This window comes from Ralstonia mojiangensis, from assembly GCF_023955645.1.
GTDB lineage: Bacteria > Pseudomonadota > Gammaproteobacteria > Burkholderiales > Burkholderiaceae > Ralstonia > Ralstonia mojiangensis.
In genome coordinates this window covers 565,893-579,571 of record NZ_JAMXHU010000003.1, presented here as the reverse complement: position 1 = coordinate 579,571, position 13,679 = coordinate 565,893, and the positions used below count along the sequence as shown (strand labels likewise).

Annotated in this window: 14 protein-coding genes; 8 read left to right on the top strand and 6 right to left on the bottom strand. The window is 63.0% G+C overall.

Translation table 11 applies throughout. From position 1 onward, the window contains the following. The first annotated feature begins 5 nt into the window (after positions 1–5). The 3 genes from NG898_RS14890 to NG898_RS14880 all read left to right on the top strand — a co-directional run bounded on the left by NG898_RS14890 (position 6) and on the right by NG898_RS14880 (position 4,090). Positions 6–1,559: an aminotransferase-like domain-containing protein gene (locus NG898_RS14890; protein ID WP_252693057.1), complete on the top strand. Its 1,554-nt coding sequence runs from the start codon at positions 6–8 to the stop codon at positions 1,557–1,559. A gap of 102 nt (positions 1,560–1,661) precedes the next feature. Beyond that, entirely contained in the window at positions 1,662–3,584 is a 1,923-nt protein-coding gene (gene htpG / locus NG898_RS14885) for a molecular chaperone HtpG (protein WP_252693055.1), read from the top strand. Between the two features lie 8 nt (positions 3,585–3,592). Next, positions 3,593–4,090, top strand: coding sequence for a DNA-deoxyinosine glycosylase (locus tag NG898_RS14880; protein ID WP_252693053.1), 498 nt, complete (start codon positions 3,593–3,595; stop codon positions 4,088–4,090). A gap of 7 nt (positions 4,091–4,097) precedes the next feature. Here NG898_RS14880 and NG898_RS14875 read toward each other — a convergent pair whose 3' ends face one another. Both NG898_RS14875 and NG898_RS14870 read right to left on the bottom strand, forming a co-directional pair. Continuing rightward, positions 4,098–4,832, bottom strand: a complete 735-nt coding sequence (locus NG898_RS14875; RefSeq protein ID WP_252693450.1) for a type IV pili methyl-accepting chemotaxis transducer N-terminal domain-containing protein — start codon at positions 4,830–4,832, stop codon at positions 4,098–4,100. Between the two features lie 79 nt (positions 4,833–4,911). Beyond that, the gene (locus tag NG898_RS14870) at positions 4,912–5,643 is read right to left on the bottom strand and encodes a type IV pili methyl-accepting chemotaxis transducer N-terminal domain-containing protein (protein ID WP_252693051.1); all 732 of its coding nucleotides are present in this window, start codon (positions 5,641–5,643) and stop codon (positions 4,912–4,914) included. 432 nt (positions 5,644–6,075) lie between these two features. Between NG898_RS14870 and NG898_RS14865 the strand changes: the two genes are divergently transcribed. From NG898_RS14865 to NG898_RS14855, 3 genes are all read left to right on the top strand, one after another. Further along, positions 6,076–6,585, top strand: coding sequence for a DUF1993 domain-containing protein (locus NG898_RS14865; RefSeq protein WP_252693050.1), 510 nt, complete (start codon positions 6,076–6,078; stop codon positions 6,583–6,585). A 213-nt stretch (positions 6,586–6,798) separates the two neighbouring features. Next, entirely contained in the window at positions 6,799–7,557 is a 759-nt protein-coding gene (locus NG898_RS14860) for a tetratricopeptide repeat protein (protein WP_252693048.1), read from the top strand. Between the two features lie 8 nt (positions 7,558–7,565). Further along, positions 7,566–8,441 carry a class I SAM-dependent methyltransferase gene (locus NG898_RS14855; RefSeq protein WP_252693046.1) on the top strand — a complete coding sequence of 292 codons (876 nt, stop codon included), beginning with the start codon at positions 7,566–7,568 and terminating at the stop codon, positions 8,439–8,441. 64 nt (positions 8,442–8,505) lie between these two features. On the opposite strand, the gene NG898_RS14850 is transcribed toward NG898_RS14855, so the two are convergent. Further along, complete coding sequence (locus tag NG898_RS14850; protein WP_252693045.1) at positions 8,506–8,904, bottom strand: nuclear transport factor 2 family protein; 399 nt, start codon at positions 8,902–8,904, stop codon at positions 8,506–8,508. 247 nt (positions 8,905–9,151) lie between these two features. On the opposite strand from NG898_RS14850, the gene NG898_RS14845 reads away from it, so the two are divergent. Next, positions 9,152–10,264, top strand: a complete 1,113-nt coding sequence (locus NG898_RS14845; protein WP_252693043.1) for a hypothetical protein — start codon at positions 9,152–9,154, stop codon at positions 10,262–10,264. Positions 10,265–10,293: 29 nt separating this feature from the next. Here NG898_RS14845 and NG898_RS14840 read toward each other — a convergent pair whose 3' ends face one another. Genes NG898_RS14840 through NG898_RS14830 form a run of 3 tightly spaced genes read right to left on the bottom strand, consistent with a single transcriptional unit; the run spans position 10,294 to position 13,000 of the window. Beyond that, positions 10,294–11,469, bottom strand: coding sequence for a vWA domain-containing protein (locus tag NG898_RS14840; protein WP_024973123.1), 1,176 nt, complete (start codon positions 11,467–11,469; stop codon positions 10,294–10,296). A gap of 16 nt (positions 11,470–11,485) precedes the next feature. Continuing rightward, on the bottom strand, positions 11,486–12,094 hold the full coding sequence (locus NG898_RS14835; RefSeq protein ID WP_252693042.1) for a GNAT family N-acetyltransferase: 609 nt from the start codon (positions 12,092–12,094) through the stop codon (positions 11,486–11,488). Between the two features lie 12 nt (positions 12,095–12,106). Further along, positions 12,107–13,000: an AAA family ATPase gene (locus NG898_RS14830; protein ID WP_252693040.1), complete on the bottom strand. Its 894-nt coding sequence runs from the start codon at positions 12,998–13,000 to the stop codon at positions 12,107–12,109. Between the two features lie 300 nt (positions 13,001–13,300). On the opposite strand from NG898_RS14830, the gene NG898_RS14825 reads away from it, so the two are divergent. Continuing rightward, positions 13,301–13,669, top strand: coding sequence for a c-type cytochrome (locus NG898_RS14825; RefSeq protein WP_012435195.1), 369 nt, complete (start codon positions 13,301–13,303; stop codon positions 13,667–13,669). Positions 13,670–13,679 lie beyond the last annotated feature (10 nt).

Below are 13,679 nucleotides of genomic sequence, written 5' to 3'. Positions count from 1 at the left end.
GAACTGTGTCTGTACAGTACCTGTACACTTTGTCGTGGCGCTTTCTGTACAGTTTTCGGCCCGCTTCCGCCTACCCCGTCATGAATTCCACCTCCCACATCATCAGCCTGGATGCCCGCCGCGCCGCTGCCCGCCCGGCGGCGGAACAGTTGCCTGACCCGATTCCGTCGGCGCAGATGACGCTGGTGGATCAGCTCACCGAGTGGGCGCGCATGCGCATCGACGAGCGTGTGTTTCGCGCGGGCATGCGCATGCCGTCGATCCGGCAACTGGCGCAGGAGAAGAGCATTTCGCGTTTCACCGTGGTGGAGGCGTACGAGCGGCTGGTGGCGCAGGGGTATCTGGAATCGCGCCGCGGATCGGGCTTCTACGTCAAGGAGCGCCAGGCGCCATTGCCCGAAGAGCCTGTCGCGCCGCCGCCGACCGCCGCGCGCAAGATCGACGTGACGTGGCTGCTGCGGAACATGTTCCATTCTGCCGAGCCACGCAAGGCGCCGGGCATCGGCTTTCTGCCCAACGGCTGGCTCGACGGCGAGCTGATCGCCAACGCGCTGCGCACGCTCGGCCGGCAGAACGGCAACCAGTTTCTGGCGTGGGGATCGCCGCAGGGCTTTTTGCCGCTGCGCCAGCAATTGCAGACGCGGTTGGCGGAGCTGGAGATCGGTGCGCGGCCGGACCAGATCGTCATGACCTCGGGCATCACGTCGTCGCTGGACCTGATCGCGCGCCAGTACGTTCAGCCAGGCGATACGGTGCTGGTGGGCGATCCGGCGTGGTTCCTGATGTTCGGCCGCTTTGCCGCGCAAGGGGCGCAGGTGATCGGCGTGCCGTACACCGCCGAGGGGCCGGATCTGGTGGCGCTGGAGGGGCTGGTGCAGGTGCGCCGGCCCAAGCTGCTGATCATCAACTCGATCCTGCATAACCCGACCGGTACGTCGCTGTCGGCGGCCAAGGCGTTTCAGTTGCTGCGGCTGGCCGAGCAGTACGGTTTCCTGATCGTCGAAGACGATATCTACGGCGATCTCGCCCCGCCCGGCCACCCCGGCACGCGGCTGGCGAGCCTCGACCAGCTGCGCCGTGTGATCTACCTGAGCAGCTTCTCCAAGACGCTCGCGGCCAACCTGCGCGTGGGGTTCATTGCCTGCCACCCGGAGCTGGCCAAGAACCTCGTCGACGGCAAATTGCTGACCGGTCTCGTCACGCCGGAGATCAACGAGCGCGTGCTCTACAAGATCCTGACCGAAGGCCATTACCGCAAGCATGTCGAACGCATACGCGCCCGTCTGGACCGCGCCCGCGACGGCGTGCAGCGCAGCCTGGAGCGCATGGGGCTGAAGCTGTTTGCGCAGCAGGGTGCGGGCATGTTCCTCTGGGCTGATACGGGGCAGGACACCAATGCCATCGCCCGTGCCGGGCACGAGCACGGCTATGTGTTTGCGCCCGGGAGCCTGTTTTCGCCGTCGCAGATGCCGTCCACGTGGATGCGCTTCAACATCGCGACGAGCGCCGATCCGGAGTTGCTCCGGTTCCTGGCCGAGGAGCTCGAACGCGGGGCTTGAAAACCGGCTTCCACGCCTTATCTAGCCTCACAAATTCATGCGGGCGCATGCGTAACGTGTAGCCCGCTTCTCTTTCCACTTTCCAGACTTTTTATGCACACCATGAGCGCACCGCACGAGAAGATGGCTTTCCAGGCAGAAGTGAAGCAGCTTCTGCATCTGATGATCCACTCGCTGTACAGCAACAAGGAAATCTTCCTGCGGGAGTTGGTTTCCAATGCGTCGGATGCGGTCGACAAGCTGCGCTTCGAGGGCATCGCCAATCCGTCGCTGCTGGAAGGCGGTGGCGAGCTTGGCATCCGCATCGGCTTTGATGCCGCCGCGCGCACCATCACGATTGCCGATAACGGCATCGGCATGAGCCGCGACGAGGCCATCCGCAACCTTGGCACCATCGCCCGCTCGGGCACGCGCGAGTTCTTCAGCCAGCTTTCGGGCGACCAGCAGAAAGATGCTGCGCTGATCGGCCAGTTTGGCGTGGGCTTCTACTCGGCGTTTATCGTGGCCGATCGCGTGACGGTGGAATCGCGCCGCGCCGGCGTGGCCGCCAATGAAGGCGTGCGCTGGGAAAGCACTGGCGATGGCGAATTCACCGTCGACACCATCGAACGCGCCGAGCGAGGCACCACCATCACGCTGCACCTGCGCGAGGGCGAGGACGATTTCCTCTCCGCCTGGCGCGTGAAGTCGGTCGTGCAGAAGTATTCGGACCACATCTCCCTGCCGATCCAGATGCGCAAGGAAGCGTGGGACGAAGAGAAAAAAACGATGGTGGCCCAGGACGAATGGGAAACCATCAACCAGGGCAGCGCACTGTGGGCACGCCCGCGCGCCGATGTGACGGACGATCAGTACATCGCCTTCTATCAGCACATCGCCCACGAAAACGGCAAGCCGCTCGCCTGGACGCACAACCGTGTGGAAGGCCGCAGCGAATACACGCAACTGCTGTACATCCCGACCAACGCGCCGTTCGACCTGTGGGACCGCGAGCGCCGCAGCGGCCTGAAGCTGTACGTCAAGCGCGTCTTCATCATGGACGATGCCGAGCAACTTCTGCCCGGCTACCAGCGCTTCGTGAAGGGTGTGATCGATTCGGCGGATTTGCCGCTGAACGTCTCGCGCGAAATCCTGCAGGAAAGCCGCGACGTGAAGGCCATTCGCGAGGGCTCGACCAAGCGCGTGCTCGGCATGCTCGAATCGATGGCCGAGTCGGATGACGCTGCCGAGAAGGAAAAGTACGCCACGTTCTGGCAGAACTTCGGCCAAGTGCTCAAGGAAGGTATTGGCGAAGACCAGGCCAACAAGGACCGCATTGCCAAGCTGCTGCGCTTTGCTTCCACGCACAACGAAGACAGCGCACAGACCGTCTCGCTGGCGGATTACATCGGCCGCATGAAGGAAGGTCAGGACAAGATCTACTACGTGACGGCAGAAAACTGGACGGCCGCCAAGTCGAGCCCGCATCTGGAAATTTTCCGCAAGAAGGGCGTGGAAGTGCTGCTGCTGACCGATCGCGTGGACGAATGGATGCTCTCGTTCCTGCACGACTTCGAAGAGAAGGAACTGGTGTCGGTGGCGCGTGGCGATCTCGACCTGGGCGCGATGGAAGACGAGGCCGAGAAGGCCGAGCACGCCAAGGTGGAGGGCGAGTTCAAGGCGCTGGTTGAGCGTGCCAAGGCGGTGCTGGGCGACAAGGCCAAGGACGTGCGCATCACGCATCGCCTGACCGATTCGCCGTCGTGCCTGGTGGCCGATGAAGGCGATATCAGCGGCACGCTGGCGCGTCTGCTCAAGCAGGCCGGCCAACAAGCGCCCGACAGCAAGCCGGTGCTGGAACTGAACCCCACGCACTCGCTGGTGCGCAAGCTCGCGCTGCTGGAAACCGTGACCGGCAACGAAGCCGACCGCGCCGCGTTTGAAGATCGGTTGCACGTGTTGTTCGATCAGGCACTGTTGGCCGAGGGTGGCGCATTGGCCGACCCGGCGGCGTACGTGCAACGCGTGAACCGCCTGCTGGCCTGACGACGAGCGTGACGCTCAAGCGATGCTTTCCGCCCGTGGTCGACGCGCACACGCGCGTGCTGATCCTGGGCAGCCTGCCCGGCGAAGCATCGCTTGCGCAATCGCAGTACTACGCCTACAAGCACAACCAGTTCTGGCGCCTGGCCGGCGAGGTGATCGGCCAGGACCTGCCGGGCATGGAATACGCCGCGCGCTTGAAGGCGCTGCTCGCCCATCGCATCGGCCTGTGGGATGTGGTGGCCGAGGCCAAGCGAGAGGGCAGTCTCGATAGCAAGATCCGCGACCATGCCGGCAATGACCTGGCCAGCCTCATTGCTTCGCTACCCGAGTTGGCGGTGATCGCCTTCAACGGCGGCACCGCCGCGCGCATTGGTGTGAAGGCGCTGGGCGACATCGGCGACCGGCACGCCATCCTCAAACTCCCTTCCAGCAGTCCAGCTTATGCAGCCGTGCCGTACGCCCAAAAGTTGGTGGCGTGGCAAGCGCTGCGTGAGTGGCTGTCGTAGCGCTCCGTTACCTGGCCAGCCCCTCGTACAGGCCGGTCACGTCATCCATTACTTCAAGAATGCGTTCGCTGGTTGTGGCAACGTTGCGCAACTGCTCTGCGCGCGTGCCTTCGGTCTGTTTGAGCGCGTCGGCAAAGAACAACCACTGCGTGCTGGCGAGTTGCAGTTCACTGTTGATCGCCCCGGAATTCTGTGGCGCAGACGCCAGGAATGCTTGAGCAGCCGTGAATTCCTTCATTGCCGAATCGAGATCCTGTGTCATCTGCACAGAGGTAATGTCCCACGCGCGGAACATGCTCAGCTTGGCAATGCGCTGCGAAAGCATCCGCTGACGGCCCGCCACGTTGATCAGCTTGCCCGTTGACGTGCCCGATTGTTTTTCCAGCAACACCGTGCCCTGTTGCGCGAGCTTCAGGACGTCTTCACTGGCCTGGGCGATCTTTCTCGCGTTGTCGATGTTCGGGCCCCCGCCTGTCAGCAACTGCCTGTAGACGAGCCACGACTGTTCAAGTTTGGCGTAGGTGTCCTTGATCTCGGGTGTGGGCGCGAATGCCTTCAACTCCGCAAGCTGCCGATCAAAGAGCGCGACGGACTGCTCGAGAATCTTCTTCGATCGCTCGACCTCCACGCCCAGGCCGATCTGGCAATACGCCTTGGCCATGCGCTGTGACAGCATGCGCTGGCGGCCCGCCTTATTGATGGCTGAGTTGATCGTCAGCGGTTGCGCGCACGCGCTCCCCATCAGCCCCGACAGCAGGGCGGAGCACACAAGCAAGCGGATGAATTGTAGGTAGGGTTTCAAGCGGTTCTCCGTCTCATGATCAACGCAGCGACATGTGCCCGAATGTGCGCGATGCCGGCGTCGATGACCGGCGTGTGCCGGCGCCGGGCTGTGCGGCATCGTCGGTTCCGACGACATTGCGGATCAACTGGTCCATCTCCTGGATGATGTCCGCAAGCACCGTAGTGATCACTGAAAACTCGCGCCCGTACGGCCCCGCCCGTGCTGCCGAGACGCGCGCGTTCATGGCGACGATGTTGGCCTGCATCGAGATGCGCCCGAGGTGCGCGGCAATTTCTGCCTGGCGTTTGCGCAGTGCGACTTCGCACACGTGCATCTCCTCCTGATAGGCCTGCGTAATGGTCTGCAGCAGTTCCAGCATGGGCGTGGCCTGTGCCACCAGCGCATCAAGCGACGCGTTGCGTTGGGTCGCCCCGGTCGACAAGGTATCGATCGCGCTTTTGACTAGAACGATGAACTCGCGGATGCGCGCGTCACCACGAAGCTTGCCGAAGTAGAGCTGTCGCAACGCCTCCGAGAATGCTCCGGGCAGACGCGCATTGCCCTCGGCAAGATCGGTGTGGGCCGATGCGAATGTCGCCAGGCATGTCCGCGCGATGTCGAGCGCAGCGGCGTGACCCTGCGCGGCCAACACCGTGTGCAGCACGATCCGCTGCGACAGCATGCGTTGCCGCCCGGACAGGTTGATCAGCTCGCCAATGGTCTCGACGGACACGTCGGCCGTGGGAGCCGGGGTGGTGGAAGCGTTCATGTCATTGCCTTGGTGGTGGTGTCGACGCGCAGCCGCGATGGCCAGAAAAAAAAGCGCTCCGAAGCGAGACGGCGACGCACCGGGTGCCCGGGTCGTGCCGTGTCGCCTCGGAGCGCCGTTGCCCCGGACGCTCCTTGCGGAGCGTGTTGTCGCGATGTGCCAAGGTGGATCAAGGCCGCCGTTGGCCTTGTCCTTGCCCATGCAATAGCCATGCCACGCGAGAGATGCCGGCGAGCCCGTCGATCAGCCCACATCAAGAGCGTTCGCCGCACTGATCTCGTGCCAAATGCCTCATGACGAGGCGTGCGCGTGCTTCATGCAGCGGCCGAATCGCTGCCCTACACTGTGCCCTGCGCAAGAAAGCGCGGCGCCGGCGGGTCGTGCAGAGAATCGCTGGCAGCCACAACGATGGATACCAAGGAAATCATTTCCATGACCACACCTTCGATGTACGAGTTTCTGGTCCCGACCGTGAACCGCATGTTGGGTAACCTGTCGGCCCTGCTCGACAAGGCTGCTGCCCACGCAGAAGCGAAGAAGTTCGACCCGGCCAATCTGATGACCGCGCGTCTGGCGCCGGACATGCATCCGTTCACGCGGCAGGTGCAGATTGCCTGTGACCAGGCCAAGGGCGGCGCGGCGCGCCTGTCTGGCAACGAGGTGCCGTCGTACCCGGATGTGGAGACGACCATTCCGGAGTTGAAGGCGCGCATTGCCAAGACGCTGGAGTTCGTCAACAGCATCGATCCCGCGGCATTTGCTGGCAGCGAAGATCGCCAGATCACACTCAAGAGCCCGACGCGCGAGCTGCAGTTCACGGGCATTGATTACCTGCGTGGCTTCGTGCTGCCGAACCTGTATTTCCATATCACGACCGCTTACGCGCTGCTGCGCCATAACGGCGTGGAGATCGGCAAAATGGATTTCCTCGGTCGCCCCTAAGAAGCCCCTTGCCTCAAAGACAACGCCGGCTGCCTGACGACAGGCGCCTGCGTTTATTGATGGGTCGGCTGTCAAGGTCGGCTCCGCGCGGGTTCGGGGGTGTCAATGCGCAAACGTTAAGGGCGCGTCACACCGATGCCGCAGCGCATCTGTCACAATCGCGCCCGTGGCCGACGCGGGGGGTGTCGGTGCATTTCACTATCGGGCCTTCACATGCCGTTTCTCGGAATCGGATTTCACGTCATCGTTGCGCTGTTCTTTGCCGTGCACGTCGTGCGCAACAACCAGAACATGTACTGGTTGTTCATCCTCTTTGCGTTTCCATTGCTGGGCAGCGTGGTGTATTTCTTCGCGATCTATCTGCCTGAGATGCGCCACTCGCGCGGCGCGCGCGTCGCCAGCCGCGCCGTGACGCAACTGATCGACCCGAACCGCGCCGTGCGTGAGGCGCGCAACGATTTCGACCGCGCCCCGACTGTGCAACACCGCCTGCGCCTGGGCGAAGCACTGCTGGAAGCCGGCAATGCCAAAGAGGCGCGCGAGCATTTTGAGCAGGCAGCCACCGGCCCGTTTGCGGGCGACCCGGCCGTGCTCTTGGGCCTGGCCCGCGCGCAGTTCGCCACGGGCGATGCGGCACTTGCCAAGGGCACGCTCGACAAACTGTTCGAAGCGCATCGCGTGACGCGGCAGCAGCCCGAGCCGACATTGCTCTACGCACGCGCATTGGCTGCGACGAACGCACCGAACACGCGCGAGGCATTCGAGCAAGCCCTGACCTGTGCGAACGACGCGGCTGCCCGTTGCCTCTTCGGCGAATGGCTGCTCGCGCAGAACAACGACGCCGACAAACAGCGCGCCCAGGCCCTGTTTGAAGAGATCCTGCGCGACGCCAAGCACTGGACGCGCTACGCCAAAGACCACAATCGCGAGTGGCTGCACCGCGCCGCTGCCGCTCAGTCTTCTTCCCGTTGATCCGCTTTATGACGCTGTTGAAACGTAAATCCATCGAGGCCGTGGCCTCGCGCCGCCCGGCCCGCGCAAAGCGCGAAGACCGCCTCGACCACGACGATGAACCGAAGCGCATGGCCCCGCGCTTTGCGCCGGTCACGTTTTCTGAACTGGCCGGTGTGCGCTATCTGCACTTCGGTACTGAGTGGGTGCAGGGCGCCATGCGCTTGTCCAAGCCCGACGCCATCGAGCTGGAATATGCACAGCAGATGATGGCTTGGATGCTGTTTCTCGATCCTGCCGCACGGCCGGATTTCCACGTCGTGCAACTTGGTCTTGGCGCTGCCGCGCTGACGAAGTTCTGCCACCGCCAACTCGCGCCCGCGCAGGTGACGGCGGTGGAGTTGAACCCGTCGGTGATCGTCGCGGCGCGCAGCATGTTCAGCATGCCGTTTGACGACGCGCGCTTGAGCGTGCTCGAACAGGATGCCTACGACTGGGTGATGGACGCCAGTCACCACGGCACCGTCGATGCACTGCAGATCGACCTGTATGACGCCACCGCGCGCGGCCCCGTGCTGGATACGCCGGCCTTCTACAAGGCTTGCCGCCAGGTACTGCGCTCGCCGGGCGTGATGACGATCAACCTGTTTGGCGACCACACCAGCTTCCCGCGCAATATCGAGCGCATTTGCGATGCGTTCGACAACCGCGTGCTGGTCTTCCCTGAAGTGCACGATGGCAACGTGATTGCGCTGGCGTTCAATGGCCCGCCGCTGCACGTCAGTTGGGAAGCCGTGCAGGCGCGCGCCGCTGCGCTGCAGGCCTCGCTCAAGCTGCCGACCAAAGGCTGGGCAGAAGGACTGCGCAGTGCCAATGCCGGCCAGGAAGACGCGCTGTCCATCTGATCTTTGCATGCTGCCAATGCAAAACGCCCCGGCATTGCGGGGCGTTTGCTTTTTGGGAGACGGCTCAGGCGGCGTCGCCCATGCCGGGCATCTGGTCAATGAAGCCAGTCACCGCGTGCATGCGGCCACCTTCAATGCGCACGAAGTCGGTGCCCTTGACCAGCGCCTGGCCCTCGGGGCCGAGCGTCCAGCGGAAGCGGATCGTGTCTTGCACAACATCCACGCCGCCGTCGCGCGCAAAGCGGAAACCGGGGAACTTGGCCTGCACGCCTGCAATGAGCGCGTCGATGCCGTCATGGCCTGTGCCTTGCATGAGCGGGTCGACATACGTGGCGCCTTCTGTCCAGGTTTGCGCGACGAGGGCGCGGCGTTGGGCAGCGTCCGTCGCGTTCCACGCGGCGATATAGCGATCGACCAGCGTATCGGCGAGCGTGTCGTTGGCGGCGAGTTGGGTGGCAGTCATGGCGTTTCTCCGTTCGAAGTGGGGAGCTTTGCCAGCGCGGTGATGAGCGATTGCGCTGGATGGCTTCATCTTCGGCGCCAGTGTGGATGGTGTCGATTACGCGTCAGGTAATCGGCGCTCTCCCGAACAGGAATACGCGGGGCACTGCGTCTTCATCAGGTTTCGTCCCCTGATCCCGTCTTTCGCATGGGCTCGCAGATCGACGACGAGACTCCGATAGCCTTCGACCTCCGATTGGAGGTCCTGCATGCACAAAAAAATCACAGGCGAGCCATCGCGCAGTCTCTCACCGCTGCCATCGTCTGTATCCCCAACAGAGCGCACGGTTCAAGAAGGAGCAAATCAACCGACGGTGCGCACGCGTTCCCCGGCCTTTGCGAGCCTTCCCAGCTCGCGTACTGGCGGCTCAGCGCGGGTGTCCACCGCGCCGGCCAAGATTTCCGATACTGAGTTGGCACTCGCTGCGTACCTCCTTGCGCGTGCAGTGGATGGGCGCCCGGTGGCTGCGTCGGAAATATCGCGCCTTCGGTTGGCGAACGCCAGCGTGAACGAAACCCGCCAATTGCTTAAGCATGGTCGCGGTAACGTCGATGTGGACGTGCGAGCCACCCACAACGAAAGTACATGGCGGACGAAGGCAGCGCGGACCCTCAGGCTGGAACGTGAGCGGAAAGCGAAGGTGCCCTGGAATGCGTTCACCCAGCGCGCGCCTTATTCCGCCGCCGCGGCATCGGTGTTTGGCGCAGGAAACTGTGGCGAGCACACCAGCACGACGAGCGTCTATCACAGCCGCCGGTTGGCGCCTCACGAAGAAGTGCATTACGTGAGTGCCCCGGCCGTTGGACACACGTGGGCAGAAGGCCGAGTGCCAGCCGCTCCAGTTGCCGAACAGTCGGAGCGGACGGTCGTGATGGACGCCTGGGCCGCTGGACCCGCGGTACTCGCATCCGATGCACGCTTCGCCAAGCGCCGTGCCGGGCTGGAAACTACGCTGCACTTCAATGCGGAAACGGGCCGCGACGCCCGCATTGCCGCGAATGATCTGGTTCTGGAGGCACGTTCTGCAGGCCCCGCAGAAATCGCCCGGCGTGTGCAAAGCGAAGCCGGACTTACCGCCCGCTTCGCTGCCTTTATCGATTCAGTCCTGCCAAGCGGCATTGGTCACTGGCGTGAGCAGCACGTTCTTGACGGAAATTTCTCGCAAAGGGTGAAGGGCAAGCTTGCCGCTCCCGCGGATCGGGCCCAGATTCTTGGACTGGCCGTGCGCGTTGCAGAACAGCTTGGCGTGCCGCCTCAGCAGCGGTCAGCAGAGGCGCAACGAATCGTCGAGGCAGCCCATGCCATGTTGCCGGACCGGTGAAATTGACGGGGCCGGCATCCCGAAGACACTTACTTGGACAACAACCGCATCGCCGATTCCAACCCGGCAATCGTCACCGGATACATCCGCGTCTTCACGATCTGGTTGATGACCGAGATGGACTGGCGGTATTCCCACAGGCCTTCCGGCTCGGGGTTGAGCCAGACAAATTTCGGGAACTGTTCGATCAGCCGCTTCAGCCACGTGGCACCGGCTTCAGCGTTGTTGTATTCGACTGAGCCGCCAGCCTGCAGGATTTCGTACGGGCTCATGGTCGCATCGCCAACGAAGATCAGCTTGTAGTCGGGCGGATATTTACGGATGACGTCCCAGGTGGAGAAGCGCTCCGCGTGGCGGCGCCGGTTGTTCTTCCACAGCCATTCGTAGACGCAGTTGTGGAAGTAGTAATACTCGAGGTGCTTGAACTCGGTCTTGGCGGCGGAGAAGAGTTCTTCCACGCGCTTGATGTGGTCGTCCATCGAGCCGCCCACATCCATCAGCATCAGTACCTTGACGTTGTTGTGCCGCTCGGGGCGCATCTTGATGTCGAGCAAGCCGGCGTTGGCGGCGGTGGAGTGGATCGTGTCGTCCAGGTCCAACTCGATGTCGGCGCCATCACGTGCAAACTTGCGCAGGCGGCGCAGCGCCACCTTGATGTTGCGCGTGCCGAGTTCAACGGTGTCGTCGTAGTCCTTGTACGCGCGTGCTTCCCACACCTTGACCGCGGTGCGGTTGCCCTTTGATGGCCCGCCGATGCGGATGCCTTCTGGGTTGTAGCCGCCGTGCCCGAATGGCGACGTGCCACCCGTGCCGATCCACTTGTTGCCGCCCTCGTGGCGCTCGTGCTGCTCGTTCAGCAGTTCTTTCAGCCGCTCCATCAGCTTGTCGAGGCCGCCCATGGCCTCTATCTTGGCCTTCTCCTCGGGCGACAGTTCGCGTTCCAGCTTTTTGGTGAGCCAATCGAGCGGAATATCCGCGCGCCAATCGACCGCGCCTTCCACGCCCTTGAAGTAGGCGCCGAACGCCTGATCGAACTTGTCGAAGTGCTTTTCGTCCTTCACCAGCGTCATGCGCGCCAGGAAGTAGAACTCGTCGAGCGACGGCGCGATGACCTGCTGCTTGAGCCCTTCAAGCAGCGTCAGGTATTCCTTGACCGAGACCGGCAGCTTGGCGTGCCGCAGCGTGAAGAAGAAATCGATGAGCATGGTGGTCCTCCGGCGCTCAGGCGCGCGGTTGCTCGAGCTTGTATTGCAGATGGCGTTTCACGGTCAGCCATTCCGATTCGATGATCGAAAACACGACCGTGTCGCGGAAGCTGCCGTCCGGCATGCGTTGGTGGTTGCGCAGCACGCCGTCCTGCTTGGCGCCGAGCCGCGCAATGGCCGCGCGGCTCTGGTGATTCATCCAGTGCGTGCGAAATTCCACCGCAATGCAGTGCAGTGTCTCGAACGCGTGCGTGAGCAGAAGCAACTTGCATTCCGTGTTGATGGCCGTACGCTGGGCCGCCTTCGAATACCACGTGTGGCCGATTTCCAGCCGGCGGTTGGCTTCGTCCACGTTGAAGAGGCGGGTGGCGCCGACCACCTTGCCGGGCTGCCCATCGCGCATCTCGCGCACGACAAACGGCATGGCGCCGAGGCGTTCGCGCATGTCCAGGGCAATGGCCACCCAATCGCCAGTCTTGTCAGGCGAAGGCACCGAGGTGTACCAGAGCTTCCACAGCTCACCATCGGCGGCTGCGGCGCGCACTTCATCCAGATGCTCTGGGCCGAGCGGCTCCAGCCAGGCGTGCTGGCCGGACAGCGTGACGGGCTCGATCAGGCGCGACATGGTCGGACTCGCTCAGCGGTTGGCTCGGTTCATGAACACCAGGCGCTCGAACAGGTGCACGTCCTGCTCGTTCTTGAGCAGCGCGCCATGCAGCGGCGGAATCGCGGCGTTCTTGTCCTGGCTGCGCAGCGATTCCGGCGGAATGTCTTCGGCCAGCAGCAGCTTGAGCCAGTCGATCAGTTCGGACGTCGACGGCTTCTTCTTCAGACCCGGCAGGTTGCGCATCTCGTAAAACGCATCCAGCGCGGCCTTGACCAGCGCCGGCTTGATGCCCGGGTAGTGCACGTCGACGATGGCTTGCATGGTTTCCGCATCCGGAAACTTGATGTAGTGGAAGAAGCAGCGGCGCAGGAACGCGTCGGGCAGTTCCTTCTCGTTGTTCGACGTGATGATCACCAGCGGGCGGTGCCTGGCGCGGATCGTTTCCCGCGTTTCATACACGTAGAACTCCATGCGATCCAGCTCGCGCAGCAGGTCGTTCGGGAATTCGATGTCGGCCTTGTCGATCTCGTCGATCAGCAGCACGACAGGCTTATCCGCCTCGAAGGCCTGCCACAGCACGCCCTTGACGATGTAGTTGCGGATGTCGTGGACCCGGTTGCTACTTTCCTTGTCGCCCAGCTGGGAGTCGCGCAGGCGCGAAACGGCATCGTATTCGTACAGACCCTGCTGGGCCTTGGTGGTCGATTTCACATGCCATTGCAGTAGCGGCATGCCCAGCGCGGCGGCCACTTCCTCGGCCAGCATGGTCTTGCCCGTGCCCGGCTCGCCCTTGATGAGCAGCGGGCGCTGGAGCGTCATGGACGCATTGACGGCAAGCTTGAGGTCATCGGTGGCGACGTACTGGTCGGAGCCTTCGAAGCGTGAGCGCTGGTCGGATGGGGCAGGCGAGGTGGTGGTGTTCATCGTGCAAGCCTACTGAGCGGTAAAAGATTTGGAAACGGCCAGTATAAGAGCATTTGGGCGTTTGACGCCGGGCGGCAGCGTGGCGGATGCGCCGTGCCATTCCTTGCTGTCAAGTCACGGGAGCCCTAACTGGACTGGCAAAAAAACGGTGCGGTACAATGCGCCGGTTTGACGCACCTCAAATGACCGTCCTCTGGCCAGTTGCCAACGGCGGGTGAATGCGCCCAGCGAGACAGCCGGCTGAGACGAGCCAAGCCGGCAGGGCGAGCAGGATTCTGAAACTCCACGCTTAAGAACGAGATGAAAAAGATCCTCACCATGGTGGCCGCCTTGGGCACATTAGGCGCACTGTCCGCCGCAGCCAACAGCGCCGCCGCAGCCGACGTTCAGGGCAACGCGGCCGCCGCCGAAAACAAGGTCGCCATGTGTATCGGCTGCCATGCCATCCCCGACTACAAGACGTCGTTCCCCGAGGTGTATCGCGTGCCCTATCTGGGCGGCCAGAACGCCAAGTACATCGAAAGCGCGCTGCATGCGTACCAGAAGGGTGACCGCAAGCACCCGACCATGCGCGCCATTGCCGGCTCGCTGACCGATCAAGACATTGCCAACCTGGCCGCCTATTACGCGGCGCAGACGCCGGCCACCCAAAACAATCCCCAGAAGTGACGAGGAAGAA